This is a genomic window from Streptomyces sp. NPDC093097 (assembly GCF_044754325.1).
Taxonomy (GTDB): Bacteria; Actinomycetota; Actinomycetes; order Streptomycetales; family Streptomycetaceae; genus Streptomyces.
Genome location: NZ_JBIVOW010000031.1, coordinates 1 through 17606, shown reverse-complemented (window position 1 = coordinate 17606; position 17606 = coordinate 1). Strand labels below are relative to the sequence as shown.

Here is a 17606-nt window from a genome sequence, read left to right as displayed (position 1 = left end):
GATCATCCGCGCGATGATGCGCGCGAGATGAACGATGAGTGCGCCCTCGCCCAAGACGACGCCCCGTCCGCCGAACCGCGCGGTTGCCTGTTTGCGCTGTCCCAACCGCCGTTGATGCTCTTCCTGGCCATCATCGGCCTGCTGCTCCTCCTAGGCGCGGTACACGACCTCTACCTCCTGTGAAGCCCGACGAGCCGCGTCGGGCGGGTCCGGAGGGGGCCGTGGAGCGAGCGGCCGGCGTGCAGCGGCCGCTCAGCCCGCCGCTTCCCGCCGCCGGGCGCGGTACGCCGCGACGTGCAGCCGGTTCCCGCAGGTCCGGCTGTCGCAGTAGCGCCGTGAGCGGTTGCGGGAGAGGTCCACGAAGGCGTGCCGGCAGTCCGGGGCCTCGCAGTGCCGCAGCCGCTCGCGCTCCCCGGCGACGACGAGGAAGGCCAGCGCCATCCCGCCGTCCGCGGCCAGGTGGTCGGCGACCGAGGCGCCCGGCGCGAAGTAGTGGACGTGCCAGTCGTAGCCGTCGTGGTCGGTCAGCCGCGGGGTGGTGCCCGCGGAGGCGACCAGCGTGTTCAGGCGCTCGGCCGCCGTGCGGTCGTCGGCGGCCGCGAAGACCTCCGCGAACCGTGCCCGCACGGCCCGCGTGCCCGCCAGGTCGTCCGGTCCCAGGGAACCCACGTCGCTGACCTCGTTGCGCCGGACGAAGTCCTCAAGGGCCGCGAGGTCGGTCAGGCTGTCCGGCGCGCCGGGGGAGTCGCCCTCCGGGGCGGTGTTCAGCAGATCGACGACCGCGTCCAGCGCGCACCGGGTGTCATGGGTGATCATCACGGTTCCGCTCCCTGGCCGGGTGGGGTCGGCCGGTGCCGCCCCGGTGTCGTTGGCGAATGGTCGCCGACTCTAGCGCCTGGAACGAGCTTCGGCGCCGCCCCCGCGGTGGTCCGCGGCGACGGCGCCGAAGTGTGCCGTGTGAACTTGTCGGTCCTGCGCCGTCTCCCCGAGTCGGACGGTCGCAAGTGTGAGCGGATGGATGCGGTGGGTGTGCGTGCTGCGTCTCAGCTCTCCGCCAGGATGTGGGAGAGCTCGGTGTCGAGATCGAAGTGCCGGTGCTCCGTACCGGGCGGTACGGCGGCATCGGTGCGCTTCAGGAATGATTCCAGTGCCCGCGCCGGGGCCTCCAGAAGGGCTTCCCCCTCCGGGGAGCTCAGGGCGATGCAGACGACGCCCTGCCCGTGGCTCCGGGACGGCCATACGCGGACGTCTCCGGTGCCCGTGGGCCGGTGCAGGCCCTCGGCGAGGAGGTCGCGGGCGAAAACCCACTCGACCGTCTCCTCGGCTCCGGTATGGAAGGTGGCATGGACGGCGTAAGGATCGGCCGTGTCATACCGCAAGCCCGCGGGTACAGGCAGTGAGGACTCGCTCGACACAACGAGGCGCAGGTGCAGCTCGCAGCTGACCGTGGTGTTCATAAGCGCCAGGGCCTTTCGCTCAGTGTGCGCTCGGGGATTCGCACGTCGGCGAAATCGACATGCCACCTACGGTGCCGTTGTAAACCCCTCTGACGGTTTTGGGTGGCTTCAGGTAGCTCTTACGGCGGATTGCGCGATCGTCCCCGGCAGCATTTCGGCCACGACATCCCGGGCGGTATGGAGGCGAAATGGATACGCAGAGTAAGGGAACGCGAGGCGCTTCGCGATGATCTCCGGAGGTTCGGCGTGCCGGGTGTTCGGTGCCTGGCGGGCGGCGGGTGCCTGGGGGCGTCGTCCATCGGGGGCTGCCTGGCCCTCGACGGGCTGGTCGCCGTGGTCGGAGGCGCCCCCGACGTGCGGTAATGTTGGCGGTGCGCCCGGGCGATTAGCTCAGTGGGAGAGCGCTTCGTTCACACCGAAGAGGTCACTGGTTCGAACCCAGTATCGCCCACCCCGGACGACGGCCCGGAGACTCCAAGTCTCCGGGCCGTCGCGTTTGTTGGGCGCCCCGCGCGCGGCGGGGAGCACACTGGGATCATGCCCGCCCCGTCCGGTCGACCGCGCCGTCTGCACCGTTACCGCTTCCGCGGTGTCTGGCAGCTGAACGCCCCGCCCACCGTCGTCTACGCGGTGCTGGAGCGGGTCGAGTCCTATCCGCAGTGGTGGCCGCAGGTGTGCGAGGTGGTCGGGCTCGACGGGGGCGGTGGCGCGGCGCGGTTCCGGTCCTTTCTGCCGTACGAACTGGTCGTGGTGGCGCGCGAGACGCTGCGGGACCCGGGTGCGGGGGTGTTGGAAGTGGCGATGGACGGGGACCTGGCCGGCTGGGCGCGTTGGACGGTGGTGCCTGGGGAGGGCGGGACCCGGGCGGTCTTCGAGCAGGATGTGGAGGTCCGCAAGCCGGTGCTGCGGCGGTGGGCGCTGCCTGGTCGGCCGCTGTTCCGGATCAATCACGCGCTGATGATGCGGGCCGGGCGGCGCGGGCTGGCGGCCTGGCTGGCCCGCGGGTGAGGGCGCCTGAGCGGGAATTTGATGGAAGGCCGTCGCGGCCTGTATTGTTCAGGTCGTTCGCAGGGGAAACCCCGCGGAAACCCGGGCGATTAGCTCAGTGGGAGAGCGCTTCGTTCACACCGAAGAGGTCACTGGTTCGAACCCAGTATCGCCCACCGGGATCAAAGAGCCGGGCCGCCAAGAGGCGGTCCGGCTCTTTGCGTTGGTCCGGTGGGCTGGTGGTCGGGGAGCGGCAATTGGTTCCGGTGTCGTGGACTTCGGGGAATTCCGGCCGGAACGGTGGGCGGGAATCAGGCCGCGGCGGGGAGTTCCGGCCGCAGGGGCCAGTGCGGGTCGACGGCCTCCGGGGTGCCGTTGCGCGCGAACCACGCCTGGAGCCCGCGTGCCTGGGCGGCGAACCAGACCGCCTGCCGGGTGTGCAGCTCGGCCGGTTGCAGCCCTTCCAGCCGTTCGGCGAAGCGCCGGCCCACCGCGCGGACCACGCGCAGCGCGGCCAGGGCGTCCGCGGCCGCCTCGTGGGCGTCGGTCAGCTCGACCTCGTAGTGCGCGCACAGGTCGGTGAGGGTGCGGCGGCCCTTGCGGTAGCGGTCCAGGTGCTTGTCCAGGACGCGCGGGTCGAGGACGTGCAGCGGATGCGCCCCCAGGTAGGCGGTCAGGGAGCTGGCGCGGTGGCGCTTCAACTCCCGTTCCAGCAGCGTGAGATCGAAGGGCGCGTTCATCACCACCAGCGGGCGGCCGGCCACCGCCTGGGCGGCCAGGGAGCGGGCCAGCTCCTCCAGTACCGGCGCCGGCCAGCGGCCGTGCAGGGCGAGGTGGTCGGCGGTCAGCCCGTGGACCGCCGTGGCGGCCTCCGGTATCTCCACCCCCGGGTTGATCAGCCAGCGGGTGACGCGCGGCGCGGCGCGCGGGGTCTCCTGGACGATCAGGGCGGCGGAGACGATGCGATCGCGCTCGACGTCGATGCCCGTCGTCTCGGTGTCGAAGGCGGCCAGTGGACCGTCATACCAGCGCGGCATCATTCAACTCCTCGCGGTCGTACGGGGGATGGCGGGGCATGTCACCCGTGCTGGTGATACCCGACCGGCCACCGGCTCGAACCGCCCTTGTTTGCCGCCCACTTGACGCGGAGACAACCTCAGTGACGGGTGGCGCGCACCGCGCGGTCCGGCGGCGCGTTCCGCGCCGGCCCCGGCCCCACCGCCCGCCACCCCGATCGGCACAGCCCGGAAGGCACCCGCGATGACCCTCGCGCAGCCCGAACCGGGCGGGCTGTTCCCCACCAGCGACAGGTACCCCCCGCCCCCCACCGCCCCGCGGCGCGGCGCACTCGCCACGACGGCCTGCATGGAGACGCTCCAGGTGGGCTATCTGCACGCGGTCGCCGCCGCCTCGGGGTGCTCGCTGGCACAGCCCTTCCCGGACAACGGCATCGACTGGCACGTCAGCCACGCCGCGCCCGGCCACACCGTCGACGACGAGGTGACCGTCAAGGTGCAGCTCAAGTGCACCTACCAGACCGCGCCCCGCCCGCCGGGGCCCACCTTCGCCTTCACGCTCGACAACGACCACCTGGTGAAGCTGGCCCGCACCCCGGTGGCGGTGCACAAGATCCTCGTCGTGATGCTCGTCCCGCGGGACCCGGAGGACTGGCTGCGGGCCGGCCACGACCACCTCGAACTGCGGCACTGCTGTTACTGGATCAACCTCGCCGGCCATCCGGTGACCGGCCGGCGCAGGACCACCGTGCGGGTCCCGACCACGCGGATCTTCGACGACCGTGCGCTCTGCGAGATCATGACGCGGGTCGGGGCGGGAGGGAGACCCTGATGGACCGGCTGACCGACGACTACGGCACGCGACCGCCGGACCCCGGGCGGCTCGACCCGGCGGTGCTCAACGCCCTGCTGGCCAGGCACGGTTGGCGGCGCCGGGGCGGCGGGACCGGCCCGTACTCCCGCTGGACGCCGCCGGGCGGGGCGGGCGGCACCAGCCTCCTGGTGCCCCACGACCGCCGCTTCCCCGACAGCGCCGAGCTGCTGGCCGAGGCGCTGGTCGCGCTGGAGCGGTGCGGTACGCCCTCGGCCCGCGAGGTGCTGGTCGGGCTCGCGGTGCCCAGCGACGAGGTCCGCTGGGAGCGGGAGGTCCCCGACGGCGGTTCCGGTACCGCGCGCTGGGTGGCGCAGGAGCAACTGCGCGGTGCGGCCCGCGCCATGCTGACCGCCGGCGCGCTGGCCGGCTTCGCGCGCGCCGGCTACTACGGCGCCCGGCACCAGCGCCGGGCCGAGGGCTTCCTCGGCCAGGTGCTGATCGGCCCGGCCCCCGCCGGCCGGCACCTGGCCGCGTTCGTCCCCGTACCGGCCGGGCGGGGCGCGGTCACCGGGTTGCAGCGGGCGCTGCACGCGGCCCGGGACGCCACCGACTACCAGCGGGCCACCGGCGGCATGGAGGCGTTCGACGCCGCCGTCGGGCTGGGCGTCTGCCATGAGCTGGCGCAGTCGCTGATCGCGTTGGTGCGGGGTGCGGAGGGGGTGCGGATCGGCATCGCGTGGTCGCCGGCGGCCGGCACCCCGCCCGGCTTCGCGGCCCGCCCCGAACCGGTCGAGTTCTCGCCCGGCGACCTGCCCGCCCTCCAGCAGGCCGCGCAGCGCTACGCCCGAGCCGAGCCGTCGCTGCCGGTGCGGGTGACCGGCGCCGTCGTACGGCTGCGCCGGGAGCGGCCGGACGGCCCGGGGGCGGTGCGGCTGCGGGTGCTCTCCGGGGCGGACGTGGGGCAGGTGCGGGTCGCGCTGGGGGAGGAGGACTACCGGATCGCCGGGCATGCGCATCTGGCCGGGCTGCCGATCCGGCTCAGCGGGCGGCTGGAGAGCCGGGGCGGTTTCCGGCGGATCACCGGCGGCCGGGACGTCGCCCCCGTACCGGTCGACCCGGCCGACCGGGACCGGTTGATGAAGGCACTCCTGGAAGAAACCGTGCATCCCGCGGAGCCGGGGGAGGACGGCTTCGACGTTTCCGACGGGGCGTGCGGGGGTCCTCCGGCGGAGCCCTGAGCGGGCCGCGGGAATCCGTTTCGCGGTGCGGTCCCACGGCTCGGTACGATCGGGGGCGCGCAGCAATCGCTGACGCGAGAGAGACATGAGTCAGGAGAGACCGGTGTCAGACGTCCGTGTGACCGTCCAACGCGATTCCGAGCGGGAAGAACGCGTGGTGACCACGGGCACTACGGCCGCCGACCTCTTCCAGGGCGAGCGCAGCATCGTGGCCGCACGGGTCGCCGGCGAGCTGAAGGACCTCACCTACGAACTGGCCGACGGCGACGAGGTCGAGCCGGTCGAGATCACCTCCGAGGACGGTCTGAACATCCTGCGGCACTCCACCGCGCACGTGATGGCCCAGGCCGTGCAGGAGCTCTTCCCGGAGGCCAAGCTCGGCATCGGCCCGCCGATCAAGGACGGCTTCTACTACGACTTCGACGTCGAGAAGCCCTTCCACCCCGACGACCTCAAGCGCATCGAGAAGAAGATGCAGGAGATCCAGAAGCGCGGCCAGAAGTTCGCCCGCCGCGCGGTCTCCGACGACGAGGCCCGCACGGAGCTGGTGGACGAGCCGTACAAGCTGGAGTTGATCGGCCTCAAGGGCTCCGCCGCGGACGCCGCCGAGGGCGCCTCCGCCGAGGTCGGCGCCGGCGAGCTGACCATCTACGACAACCTCGACGCCAAGACCGGCGAGCTGTGCTGGAAGGACCTGTGCCGCGGGCCGCACCTGCCCAGCACCCGGCACATCCCGGTCTTCAAGCTGATGCGGTCGGCCGCCGCCTACTGGCGCGGCAGCGAGAAGAACCCGCAGCTCCAGCGCATCTACGGCACCGCCTGGCCCACCAAGGACGAGCTCAAGGCCCACCTGGACTTCCTCGCCGAGGCCGAGAAGCGCGACCACCGCAAGCTCGGCGCCGAGCTCGACCTGTTCTCCATCCCGGAGGAGCTGGGCTCCGGCCTCGCCGTCTTCCACCCCAAGGGCGGCGTGGTGCGCCGGGTGATGGAGGACTACTCCCGCAAGCGGCACGAGCTGTCGGACTACGAGTTCGTCAACACCCCGCACATCACCAAGGAAGCTCTCTTCGAGACCTCGGGGCACCTGCCGAACTACGGCGAGGCGATGTTCCCGCCGCTGGAGTTCGACGGGCAGAACTACCGCCTCAAGGCGATGAACTGCCCCATGCACAACCTGATCTTCAAGGCGCGCGGCCGCTCGTACCGCGAACTCCCGCTGCGGCTCTTCGAGTTCGGCACGGTGTACCGCTACGAGAAGTCGGGCGTCGTGCACGGTCTGACCCGGGCCCGCGGCTTCACCCAGGACGACTCGCACATCTACTGCACCAAGGAGCAGATGGCGGACGAGCTGGACAACCTGCTCACCTTCGTCCTCGACCTGCTGCGCGACTACGGCCTGACCGAGTTCGAGCTGGAGCTGTCCACCCGCGACCCGGAGTCCGACAAGTTCATCGGCGAGGACGCGGAGTGGGAGGAGGCCACCGAGGCGCTGCGCCAGGCGGCCGAGAAGCAGGGGCTGCCGCTGGTGCCCGACCCGGGCGGCGCCGCGTTCTACGGGCCGAAGATCTCGGTGCAGGCGAAGGACGCCATCGGCCGGTCCTGGCAGATGTCGACGATCCAGGTCGACTTCCAGCAGCCCGCCCGCTTCGGTCTGGAGTACACCGCGGCGGACGGCTCCAAGCAGCAGCCCGTCATGATCCACCGCGCGCTGTTCGGCTCCATCGAGCGGTTCTTCGCGGTGCTGCTGGAGCACTACGCGGGTGCCTTCCCGGCGTGGCTGGCCCCGGTGCAGGCCACCTGCATCCCGATCGGTGACGCGCACGTCCCGTATCTGGCGGAGTTCGCCGCGGAGGCGAAGGCCAAGGGGCTGCGGGTCGAGGTGGACTCCTCCTCGGACCGGATGCAGAAGAAGATCCGCAACGCGCAGAAGTCCAAGGTGCCGTTCATGATCCTCGCCGGTGACGAGGACATGGCCGCCGGGGCGGTGTCGTTCCGCTACCGCGACGGTTCGCAGGAGAACGGCATTCCGAAGGACGAGGCGCTGGCCAAGCTCCTGGACGTGGTGGAGCGTCGCGCCGAGATCTGATGAGGCCGAGGTGGCGAGGGGCGGTCCCGGAGTCGGGACCGCCCCTCGCCGCTTCGCCCGCCGGCCCGGGAGAATATGCTTCGCAACATGACGAGTGAGCCGGAGCAGCAGATCGGAGTCGGGACGCAGGACGCCTTCCAGCGCCTGTGGACGCCCCACCGGATGGCCTACATCCAGGGGGAGAACAAGCCGAGCGGCCCGGGGGCCGCCGACGGCTGTCCGTTCTGCACCATTCCCTCGAAGTCGGACGAGGACGGCCTGGTGATCGCCCGCGGCGAGCGGGTCTACGCGGTGCTGAACCTCTACCCGTACAACGGCGGGCACCTCATGGTCGTCCCGTTCCGTCACGTCGCCGACTACACCGACCTCGACGAGGCGGAGACGGCGGAGCTGGGGGACTTCACCAAGCGGGCGATGGTGGCGCTGCGCACCGCCTCCGGGGCGCACGGTTTCAACATCGGGATGAACCAGGGCACGGTGGCCGGGGCCGGTATCGCCGCCCATCTCCACCAGCACGTCGTTCCCCGCTGGGGCGGCGACACCAATTTCATGCCGGTGGTCGGCCACACCAAGGTGCTGCCGCAGCTGCTGGCCGACACCCGGGCGATGCTCGCCGCGGCCTGGCCGGCGTAGCCGCTGCACCCCGGGTGAACGGGGCGACACGTACTCGGATGAATCGTATATATCGCCCCGATTGGGATTTTTTGCCCCTCTAATGGGGTGGTGACTTCCCTAGATCGTCGTTCCGTGCTGCGCGCGGCCGCCTCGGCCGCGGCCGCCGGTGCGCTCACGACGGGCTGCGACCCGAGGCACTCGGCCGACGACGCCGCCTCCGCACGGCCCTCCGGCGGACCGAGCCCCCACGGAACGGGCCGGTCCGCCCCCGCCCGGCACCCCGGCGCCCGGCCGCCGACCCGCGCGCCGGGCCTGCCCGCCGAGATCGAGCACGGACCCCGGGACGGCCACGCGGTGGCCCTCACCTTCCACGGCCGGGGCGACCCCAAGCTGGCGCGGGCGCTGCTGGGCGAGGCCGAGCGGGCCGGCGTCCGCGTCACCGTCCTCGCCGTCGGCGTCTGGCTCGACGAGCAGCCCGCGATGGCCCGCCGGATCCTCGACGGCGGCCACGAGCTGGGCAACCACACCATGCACCACCGCAACATCAGCGCACTGCCCGCGGACGCCGCGTACGCCGAGATCAGCCAGTGTGCCGACCGGCTGCGCCGGCTCACCGGCACCATCGGCAGCTGGTTCCGCCCCTCGCAGACCCGGCTGGCCACCGGGCAGGTGATCCAGCTGGCCCGCAAGGCGGGCTATCCGCACGTCCTGTCGTACGACGTGGACTCCCTCGACGCGAACGACCCCGGTGCCCCGGCCGTCCAACGCACGGTCCTGGACGGCGTCCGGCCGGGCTCGGTCGTCAGTCTCCACCTCGGGCACGCCGGCACGGTGGCCGCGCTGCCCCCGATCCTCGACGGCCTCCGCCGGCGCGGTCTGCGCGCGGTGACGACAACGGAGCTAGTGACCTGATGGCTGACCGGAACCGCACCCACCCCCGCCCGAGCCGCTCCCGCCGCACCGCGCTGCTGGTCACCGCCTGCGTCCTGGCGGCGGCGGGCTGCGCCGGCGGCGGGCAGTCCGCCCCCGGCCCGCGTCCCGCACCGGCCTCGCCCGGCAAGGCCGTCTCCCAGGGCCTGCCCGGGATGCCGCCGGTGCTGGACCCGCACGACCTGTACGCCGCGGACCGGCCCAACCGGCTGGTGCAGCAGGTCAGGGGCTTCCCGTCCCGGGTGTACGTGCCCAACACCGGTTCCGACACGGTCAGCGTCATCGACCCCGGGACGTACAAGGTCATCGACACGATCCCGGTGGGCGTGCAGCCGCAGCACGTGGTGCCGTCGTGGGACCTGAAGACGCTGTGGGTCAACAACAACCGGGGGCACGACCTCACCCCGATCGACCCGGCCACCGGCAAGGCCGGCAAGCCGGTCAGGGTGCACGACCCGTACAACCTCTACTTCACGCCGGACGGGAAGTACGCGGTGGTGATGGCGTCCATGGACCGGCAGTTGGTGTTCCGGGACCCGCACACCATGGAGATCCGCAAGACCGTCCCGGTCGACTGCGCGGGCGTCAACCACGCCGACTTCTCGCCGGACGGGAAGTACTTCATCGTCTCCTGCGAGTTCTCCGCCGAGCTGCTCAAGGTCGACACCGCGAAGATGGCGGTGATCGACAAGCAGAAGCTGCCGTTCGAGGGCGCGATGCCGCAGGACGTGAAGATCTCGCCGGACGGCAGGACCTGGTACGTCGCCGACATGATGGCCGACGGCGTCTGGATCCTGAACGGCGACTCCTTCGGCAAGCCCAGGCTGCTGCCCACCGGCAAGGGCGCGCACGGCCTCTACGTCAGCCGCGACTCCCGCACCATGTACATCTCCAACCGGGGCGAGGGCTCCATCTCGCTGCTGGACTTCAAGACCGGCGATCTGGTCGGCAAATGGCACATCGACGGCGGCGGCAGCCCCGACATGGGCGGGGTCTCGGCGGACGGCAAGGTGCTGTGGCTCTCGGGGCGTTACAACTCCGAGGTCTACGCGCTCGACACCGCGTCGGGCAAGACCTTGGCGAAGATCCGGGTGGGGGAGGGGCCGCACGGGCTCGCGGTCTACCCGCAGCCGGGGCGGTACTCGCTGGGGCACACCGGCATCTTCCGTTAGCCGCGGCGGTGAGGAGATGAGGGGGCGGGGCGGAGAACGGGACGGGCGCGCGCCCGGCGGAGAAGCCGTGCGCGCGCCCGTCCGTGCGGAGGCGGGGTGCCGTCTTATGCGTTGTACTCGTCGGCCTTCTTCGGCTCGGCGCCCTGGACCATGCCGCTGAGCACCAGCGAGCGGTTGTCGAAGCGCTCGACGTCGACGCCGTTCTCCTTCAGGACGCTCATCGCGGCGGCGTGCACGGCCCGCAGGACCGGGGTCGCGGCGCGCAGCGCGTCATCGGCCATGAAGCGGTGGCGCCAGGGCTTGTCGGCCCAGACGTGGCGCAGGCCGAACGGCTCGGGGAGGCCGAGCTTGCCGCCGAGGAAGTCCAGCACCGGCGGGAACCACGTCAGCGGGGCCCGGGCGGCGAGCCGGACCACCTCGGACGGTTCGATCAGCGGCAGCGTGTGGGTCTTGGTCTCCCAGAACCGGACGACCTTGGCGACCTCCTTGGTCTTGGGCGACGGCTTGCCCATGAACAGGGGGTTGACCGGGCCGAGGGCATGGCCGCTGACCTCGATGCGCAGCGTCTCGTGGAGCACGGTGACGGTGATCATCAGCGTGATCACCAACTGGCCGTCCCACAGCACGAACTGGACGCCGAGGTAGTGCCGGTCGCCGCTGCCGAACTGCTGCTCGTTGCAGATCCGCTCTATCTCGTGGCCGCGGATCTCGTAGCCGTCCACGTGGCTGCCGTCGGGGCGGGAGACGGACTTGGCGTTCTCGCCCACCGGGGAGACGATCCAGTGGCGGACCGACGGCGGCTGCTGGAACCCGCCGGTGTGCAGGGGGCTGCGCTGCAGCAGGGTCAGCCGGTCGTGGATCGCGCGGATGACGTCCCAGCTGCGGAACGGGTGGATCTCGGTGCCCTCCTTGGCCGGCCGCAGCTCCTCGGCCATTTGCCAGCTGCCCCAGCGGGTGCCCATCCCGAGTATGCCCTTGGGGCCGGCGTAGAAGACGACGTTGCTGCGCTGCTCGGCGGAGACCTTGGCGAGGTTGTGCCGGAGGGTCTCGGCGGAGGTGTGGTTGGGGTCCAGCGGGACCGCCTCGGGGATCTTCGCGGCGACCCCGCCGCCGTCCAGCAGTCCCTTCCACGCCTCCCGCAGGCTCACCGCGGTCCGCTCGCAGATCTGCTTGGCCAGCCACCAGCCCACCACCGGGGCGATGAGCATGCCGCGGGCGTAGAGCGGCCAGAAGCCGGTGAGCGGCAGCTTGATCATGAAGAACAGGCCGGCGGCGGCGAGCAGTGCCAGCAGCGCACCGCCCAGCAGCGAGATGCCGTTGCCCTCGCCGTCCTTGGAGAACATCTTGCGGAGCTGGAAGGCGCCCAGCCAGAGCAGCACACCGGGCAGGAAGAGCAGCCCGCAGACCACCATCAGGACCGTCAGCCGGGTGTCGCGGTGCTTGCGGATACGGGTGGCCGCCAGGCAGTGTTCGACGATCGTCTGGGGTTCCGTGCCGAAGGACTGGATCAGGGGGCCGCGGCCGCCGCCGAGCATCCGCATCTGGACGGCGCGCGAGAACGCCTCCCCGAGATTGGGTGCGAACAGGGACAGCTTGGGCTTCTTGATGCTGGAGGCGCCGGAGTCGGAGTCCGCCTTGGAGATGTCCGAGAGCGGGCTGTCCCGATAGGCGGCCGAGGCCAGGGCCTGGGTCGCCGCCGTCTGTCCGGCGCCCCCCGAAATGGGGACCTGCGCTCCCGGACTGAAGTCAAAACCGTCTGCCACTACCGCCCCCATCACCGCATGTACCCGCTGATGCGCTCTACCCGACTGCGCTTGCGCGCACACCTGCCGCGCCGCAGGTTCGCAGGTTGGCCCACAACGCCCGGCGCAGCGATGGAGTCCCAGCGTACAGCCGCCGGCCCGGCCCAACAGGGGTGTCCGGGACGGCGGCTGACCGGGCGTTAACTATGCGCCGTTCTCGGCCTGTTCACGCATCCGGGCGGCGAGCGGCCCGGGCATCGGCTCGTGCCGCAGGTAGCCGCGGCTGAACCGTCCGGTGCCGTGGGAGAGCGAGCGCAGGTCGACGGCGTAGCGTCCGATCTCGATCTCCGGCACCTCGGCGCGGACCAGGGTGCGGCCGGAGCCGGACTGCTCGGTGCCCACGACCCGGCCGCGGCGGCCGGAGACGTCGCTGAGCACCGGGCCGACGTACTCGTCGGGCACCAGGATGCGCACGTCGGCGACCGGCTCCAGGAGCTCGATCGTGGTCTGCGCGGCGGCCTCCCGCAGCGCCAGCGCCCCCGCCGTCTGGAACGCGGCGTCGGAGGAGTCGACGGAGTGGGACTTGCCGTCGAGCAGGGTGACCCGGACGTCGACGAGCGGGTACCCGGCGGCGATCCCGCGGGCGGCCTGGGCCCGGACGCCCTTCTCGACGGACGGGATGAACTGCCGGGGGACCGCGCCGCCGACGACCTTGTCGACGAACTCGATGCCGGAGCCGCCCGGCAGCGGTTCCACCTCGATCTCGCAGATCGCGAACTGGCCGTGGCCGCCGGACTGTTTGACATGCCGGCCGCGGCCCGCGGCGGCGCCGCCGAACGTCTCCCGCAGCGCGACCTTGTGGTCGACGGTGTCGACCTGGACGCCGTAGCGGGCGCGCAGCCGCTCCAGCGCCACGTCGGCGTGCGCCTCGCCCATGCACCACAGGACCACCTGGTGGGTGTCCTGGTTGTGCTCCAGGCGCATCGTGGGGTCCTCGGCGACCAGCCGGGCCAGCCCCTGGGAGAGCTTGTCCTCGTCGGCCTTGCTGTGCGCCCGGATGGCGACCGGGAGCAGCGGGTCGGGCATCTCCCACGGCTCCATCAGCAGCGGGTCGTCCTTGGCGGAGAGGGTGTCGCCGGTCTCGGCGCGGGTCAGCTTGGCCACGCACGCCAGATCGCCGGCGATCGCCTGGGGCAGCGGGCGCTGCTGCTTGCCGAAGGGCGCGGACAGCGCGCCGACCCGCTCGTCGACGTCGTGGTCCTCGTGGCCGCGGTCCGTAAGGCCGTGCCCGGAGACGTGCACCGTCTCGTCCGGGCGCAGCGTGCCGGAGAAGAGCCGGACCAGGGAGAGCCGGCCCACGTACGGGTCCGAGGAGGTCTTGACCACCTCGGCGGCGAGCGGGCCCTCCGGGTCGCAGCCCAGGCTCGTCCGCGGGGAGCCGTCGGGGCCGGTCACGGCGGGTGCCTCGCGCTCCGCGGGGGTGGGGAAGCCGCCGGTGATCAGCTCCAGCAGCTCGACGGTGCCCAGCCCCTGCTTGGCGCCGTCGGTGGCCGGGGCGGCGGCCAGGACCGGGTGGAAGGAGCCCCGGGCGACCGCGGTCTCCAGATCGCCGATGAGCGTCTTGACGTCGATCTCCTCGCCGGCGAGGTAGCGGTCCATGAGGGACTCGTCCTCGCTCTCGGCGATGATCCCCTCGATGAGGCGGTTGCGGGCCGCCTCGATCAGCGGGAGCTCGTCGTCGGTGGGGGCGCGCTCGGTGCGGGTGCCGGAGGAGTAGTCGAAGACGCGCTGGGTCAGCAGGCCGATCAGGCCCTCGACCGGTGCGTGGCCGTCGGCGCCTGGGGTGCCGTACAGGGGAAGATAGAGGGGGAGGACCGCGTCCGGGTCCTCGCCGCCGAGGGTGACCGCGCAGCGCCGGGTCATCTCGTCGAAGTCGGCGCGGGCGGCTTCCAGGTGGGTGACGACCAAGGCGCGCGGCATACCGACGGCCGCGCACTCGTCCCAGACCATCCGGGTCGCGCCGGCCACCCCGTCGGCGGCCGAGACGACGAAGAGGGCCGCGTCCGCCGCGCGCAGACCGGCCCTGAGTTCCCCGACAAAATCGGCGTATCCGGGGGTGTCCAACAGATTGATCTTGATTCCGCCCCAGTCGACCGGGACGAGGGAGAGCTGGACCGAGCGCTGCTGCCGGTGTTCTATCTCGTCGTAGTCGGAGAGGCAGCCGCCGTCCTCGACCCGGCCCGCCCGGTTGACCGCGCCGGACGCCAGCGCGAGCGCCTCGACCAGGGTGGTCTTTCCGGAGCCGCTGTGGCCGACCAGCACCACGTTGCGCAGGGCGGCGGGCCGGTCGGCCGCCGGTGCCCTTCCGGCGGCTCCTGGGTGTGTACTCGACTTCTCGCTCATGTGTCTCGCCTCCAGGTCGACACTTTGCGGTGATTCGAGCTTTCCACCGGGTTCAGGATGCGTCCATACGTGGCGCACGGGGCCGGTGTCCCTAGGAGTGCTCTCGGCCACCGGACGGGCCTGGTGGGCGCGCCCGACGGCGTGCGGTGACCGGCCCGAGCCCCGGCGTGCACCCCGCGCCGCGATGCGTTCGCGGAGCCCCGCAGCGTCCTGGCTACGATGGGCCAGCCGGTGGCCCCTTGACCGCGCGGCCCGTAACAACTTTCGGGAAGGTCATGCTGAACAAGTACGCGCGTGCGTTCTTCACGCGTGTTCTCACTCCGTTCGCCGCCCTGCTCATCCGCCTCGGGGTCAGTCCGGACGCGGTCACCGTCGTCGGGACCGGCGGCGTGGTGGCCGGCGCCCTGATCTTCTACCCCCAGGGTGAGTTCTTCTGGGGCACGATCGTGATCACGCTGTTCGTCTTCTCCGACCTGGTCGACGGGAACATGGCGCGGCAACTGGGCCGGTCCAGCCGGTGGGGCGCCTTCCTGGACTCCACGCTCGACCGGGTCGCGGACTCCGCGATCTTCGGCGGGCTGGCGCTCTGGTACGCCGGACGCGGTGACAGCCTCGCGCTCTGCGCGGTCGCCATCTTCTGCCTCGCCAGCGGCCAGGTCGTCTCGTACACCAAGGCGCGCGGTGAGGCCATCGGGCTGCCGGTGGACGTCAACGGGCTGGTGGAGCGCGCCGAGCGGCTGGTGATCTCGCTGGTCGCCTGCGGGCTGTCCGGGCTGCACAAGTTCGGCGTGCCGGGCGTCGAGGTCCTGCTGCCGATCGCCCTGTGGGCGGTCGCGGCGGGCAGCGCCGTCACCCTCGGCCAGCGCGTGGTGACGGTACGCCGGGAGTCGGCCGAGGCCGACGCGCTCACTCAAGGGGGGAACCGCTGATGGGACGCGGACCGCTGATCGACAGCGAGAAGCTGGCGGACGGGCTCTACGGCCTGGGCTGGAGCACCGTCAAGCGGCTGCCCGAGGGCGTCGCGGTGCAGCTCGGGCGGCAGCTCGCCGACGTGACCTGGCGGCGCCGCGGCAAGGGCATCGAGCGCCTGGAAGCCAACCTCGCCCGGGTCGTGCCGGACGCCTCGGCGCAGCGCCTGGCCGCGCTCTCCCGGGCCGGGATGCGCTCGTACATGCGGTACTGGATGGAGTCCTTCCGGCTGCCGGCGTGGAGCCCGGAGCGGATAAGGGCCGGTTTCGACCCCGAGGACGTGCACCACCTGGAGGAGGCCCTCAAGAGCGACCGCGGGGTCGTCCTGGCGCTGCCCCACATGGGCAACTACGACCTGGCCGGCGCCTGGGTCACCACCAAGCTCGGCGTCCCGTTCACCACCGTCGCCCAGCGCCTCAAGCCGGAGTCCCTCTACGACCGGTTCGTCGCCTACCGCGAGGGCCTGGGCATGGAGGTGCTGCCGCACACCGGCGGCTCCGCGTTCGGCACGCTGGCCCGGCGGCTGCGCGCCGGCGGCCTGGTCTGCCTGGTCGCCGACCGCGACCTGTCCAGCTCCGGGATACCGGTGAAGTTCTTCGGCGAGGAGGCGAAGATGCCCGCCGGGCCCGCGATGCTCGCCCTCCAGACCGGCGCGATGCTGCTGCCGGTCACCCTCTGGTACGACGACAGCCCCATCATGCGCGGCCGGGTCCACCCGGAGATCGAGGTGCCCCAGACCGGCACCCGCGCCGAGAAGGCCGCCCACATGACGCAACAGCTCGCCGACGCCTTCGCCTCCGGCATCGCCGGCCACCCCGAGGACTGGCACATGCTCCAGCGCCTGTGGCTGGCCGACCTGGAGCCGCGCGGCGGGACCCCCGGAACGGAGCCCGCGTGAAGATCGGCATCGTCTGCCCGTACTCCTGGGACGTCCCGGGCGGCGTCCAGTTCCACATCCGCGACCTGGCCGAGCACCTGATCCGCCGCGGCCACGAGGTCTCCGTCCTGGCCCCCGCCGACGACGAGACGCCGCTGCCCCCCTACGTCGTCCCGGCCGGCCGCGCCGTGCCCGTGCCCTACAACGGCTCGGTCGCCCGGCTGAACTTCGGCTTCCTCTCCGCCGCCCGGGTCCGCCGCTGGCTCCAGAACGGCGCCTTCGACGTCATCCACATCCACGAGCCGGCCTCGCCCTCGCTCGGCCTGCTCGCCTGCTGGGCGGCGCAGGGCCCGATCGTGGCGACCTTCCACACCTCCAACCCGCGCTCCCGCGCCATGATCGCCGCGTACCCGATCCTCCAGCCCGCGCTGGAGAAGATCAGCGCCCGGATCGCGGTCAGCGAGTACGCCCGCCGCACCCTGGTCGAGCACCTCGGCGGCGACGCCGTGGTCATCCCCAACGGCGTCGACGTCGACTTCTTCGCACGGGCCGAGCCGCGCCCGGAGTGGCAGGGCCGCACCATCGGCTTCATCGGCCGGATCGACGAGCCCCGCAAGGGCCTGCCGGTCGTGATGAAGGCGCTGCCCGCGATCCTCGCCGCGATCCCCGACGCCCGGCTCCTGGTCGCCGGCCGCGGCGACGAGGACGAGGCGGTCGCGGGGCTGCCCGCCGAACTCCGCTCCCGGGTCGAGTTCCTCGGCATGGTCTCCGACGAGGACAAGGCGCGCCTGCTGCGCAGCGTGGACGTCTACGTCGCGCCCAACACCGGCGGCGAGTCCTTCGGCATCATCCTCGTGGAGGCGATGTCCGCCGGCGCCCCCGTACTGGCCAGCGACCTCGACGCGTTCGCCCAGGTCCTCGACCAGGGCGAGGCCGGCGAACTCTTCGCCAACGAGGACGCCGACGCGCTGGCCGCCGCCGCGATCCGACTCCTGAACCACCCCGAACGCCTGGCCGAGCTCCGGGCCCGCGGCAGCAAGCACGTCCGCCGCTTCGACTGGACGACCGTCGGCGCGGACATCCTCGCCGTCTACGAGACGGTGGCGGCCGGCGCGTCGGCGGTGGCGGCGGATTAGTTCTCCTCCCCACGTTGCGCCTGCGGCGCGGGTCCGCTGCGGTGCCGCTGCGCGGGGCTTGTCGGGTGTGGTGCCTGTCCGCTGCGCGGGGCTGTTGGGTGCGGTGCCGGGTCTGTGGGGCGGTAGGGGTGTGCCGGACTGCTTCGCTTTACGTCCGGCACACC

General features: G+C 72.1%; 16 protein-coding genes and 2 tRNA genes. 13 read left to right on the top strand and 5 right to left on the bottom strand.

What is annotated here, in order from left to right:
- Positions 1-27: 27 nt before the first annotated feature.
- Complete coding sequence (locus ACIQE0_RS35135) at positions 28-183, top strand: hypothetical protein (RefSeq protein ID WP_366337898.1); 156 nt, start codon at positions 28-30, stop codon at positions 181-183.
- Positions 184-252: 69 nt separating this feature from the next.
- On the opposite strand, the gene ACIQE0_RS35130 is transcribed toward ACIQE0_RS35135, so the two are convergent.
- Entirely contained in the window at positions 253-819 is a 567-nt protein-coding gene (locus ACIQE0_RS35130) for a CGNR zinc finger domain-containing protein (RefSeq protein WP_402339560.1), read from the bottom strand.
- Positions 820-1043: 224 nt separating this feature from the next.
- Positions 1044-1457 carry an SsgA family sporulation/cell division regulator gene (locus ACIQE0_RS35125; protein ID WP_003959770.1) on the bottom strand — a complete coding sequence of 138 codons (414 nt, stop codon included), beginning with the start codon at positions 1455-1457 and terminating at the stop codon, positions 1044-1046.
- 379 nt (positions 1458-1836) lie between these two features.
- Between ACIQE0_RS35125 and ACIQE0_RS35120 the strand changes: the two genes are divergently transcribed.
- The 3 genes from ACIQE0_RS35120 (at position 1837) to ACIQE0_RS35110 (ending at position 2620) form a co-directional block, all read left to right on the top strand.
- A tRNA-Val gene (locus tag ACIQE0_RS35120) sits at positions 1837-1908 on the top strand.
- A gap of 86 nt (positions 1909-1994) precedes the next feature.
- Positions 1995-2465, top strand: coding sequence for an SRPBCC family protein (locus ACIQE0_RS35115; RefSeq protein ID WP_402339557.1), 471 nt, complete (start codon positions 1995-1997; stop codon positions 2463-2465).
- An 83-nt stretch (positions 2466-2548) separates the two neighbouring features.
- Positions 2549-2620: transfer RNA gene (locus ACIQE0_RS35110), tRNA-Val, on the top strand.
- Between the two features lie 135 nt (positions 2621-2755).
- Here ACIQE0_RS35110 and ACIQE0_RS35105 read toward each other — a convergent pair.
- Positions 2756-3481, bottom strand: a complete 726-nt coding sequence (locus ACIQE0_RS35105) for an exonuclease domain-containing protein (RefSeq protein ID WP_402339554.1) — start codon at positions 3479-3481, stop codon at positions 2756-2758.
- A 223-nt stretch (positions 3482-3704) separates the two neighbouring features.
- On the opposite strand from ACIQE0_RS35105, the gene ACIQE0_RS35100 reads away from it, so the two are divergent.
- From ACIQE0_RS35100 to ACIQE0_RS35075, 6 genes are all read left to right on the top strand, one after another.
- Entirely contained in the window at positions 3705-4292 is a 588-nt protein-coding gene (locus ACIQE0_RS35100; protein WP_384105237.1) for a DUF4365 domain-containing protein, read from the top strand.
- Entirely contained in the window at positions 4292-5512 is a 1221-nt protein-coding gene (locus ACIQE0_RS35095) for a hypothetical protein (protein ID WP_402339551.1), read from the top strand. The genes ACIQE0_RS35100 and ACIQE0_RS35095 overlap by 1 nt, the downstream gene beginning before the upstream one ends.
- A gap of 103 nt (positions 5513-5615) precedes the next feature.
- The gene (gene thrS, locus ACIQE0_RS35090) at positions 5616-7598 is read left to right on the top strand and encodes a threonine--tRNA ligase (RefSeq protein WP_366337886.1); all 1983 of its coding nucleotides are present in this window, start codon (positions 5616-5618) and stop codon (positions 7596-7598) included.
- Between the two features lie 75 nt (positions 7599-7673).
- On the top strand, positions 7674-8231 hold the full coding sequence (locus tag ACIQE0_RS35085) for an HIT domain-containing protein (RefSeq protein ID WP_366337884.1): 558 nt from the start codon (positions 7674-7676) through the stop codon (positions 8229-8231).
- 90 nt (positions 8232-8321) lie between these two features.
- Entirely contained in the window at positions 8322-9125 is an 804-nt protein-coding gene (locus ACIQE0_RS35080; protein ID WP_402339546.1) for a polysaccharide deacetylase family protein, read from the top strand.
- The gene (locus ACIQE0_RS35075; protein WP_402339543.1) at positions 9125-10315 is read left to right on the top strand and encodes a hypothetical protein; all 1191 of its coding nucleotides are present in this window, start codon (positions 9125-9127) and stop codon (positions 10313-10315) included. The genes ACIQE0_RS35080 and ACIQE0_RS35075 overlap by 1 nt, the downstream gene beginning before the upstream one ends.
- A 104-nt stretch (positions 10316-10419) precedes the next feature.
- Here the strand turns inward: ACIQE0_RS35075 and ACIQE0_RS35070 are convergent, their stop codons facing one another.
- Together ACIQE0_RS35070 and ACIQE0_RS35065 are read right to left on the bottom strand one after the other, a co-directional pair.
- Positions 10420-12090 carry a hypothetical protein gene (locus tag ACIQE0_RS35070; RefSeq protein WP_402339541.1) on the bottom strand — a complete coding sequence of 557 codons (1671 nt, stop codon included), beginning with the start codon at positions 12088-12090 and terminating at the stop codon, positions 10420-10422.
- 171 nt (positions 12091-12261) lie between these two features.
- A complete protein-coding gene (locus tag ACIQE0_RS35065; protein WP_402339538.1) occupies positions 12262-14460 on the bottom strand; it encodes an elongation factor G-like protein EF-G2 in 2199 nt (732 codons plus the stop codon).
- A gap of 275 nt (positions 14461-14735) precedes the next feature.
- Here ACIQE0_RS35065 and pgsA point away from each other — a divergent pair, with 275 nt between their 5' ends.
- From pgsA to ACIQE0_RS35050, 3 genes are read left to right on the top strand one after another with little or no spacing between them, the layout of a single operon-like run.
- Positions 14736-15389: a phosphatidylinositol phosphate synthase gene (gene pgsA / locus ACIQE0_RS35060; RefSeq protein WP_366337876.1), complete on the top strand. Its 654-nt coding sequence runs from the start codon at positions 14736-14738 to the stop codon at positions 15387-15389.
- Positions 15389-16327 (top strand): phosphatidylinositol mannoside acyltransferase, encoded by a 939-nt coding sequence (locus tag ACIQE0_RS35055; protein WP_402339535.1) that lies wholly within the window; start codon positions 15389-15391, stop codon positions 16325-16327. Before pgsA ends, ACIQE0_RS35055 begins: the two co-directional genes overlap by 1 nt.
- Positions 16324-17442: a glycosyltransferase family 4 protein gene (locus ACIQE0_RS35050; RefSeq protein WP_366337872.1), complete on the top strand. Its 1119-nt coding sequence runs from the start codon at positions 16324-16326 to the stop codon at positions 17440-17442. Before ACIQE0_RS35055 ends, ACIQE0_RS35050 begins: the two co-directional genes overlap by 4 nt.
- The last annotated feature ends 164 nt before the right edge of the window (positions 17443-17606 follow it).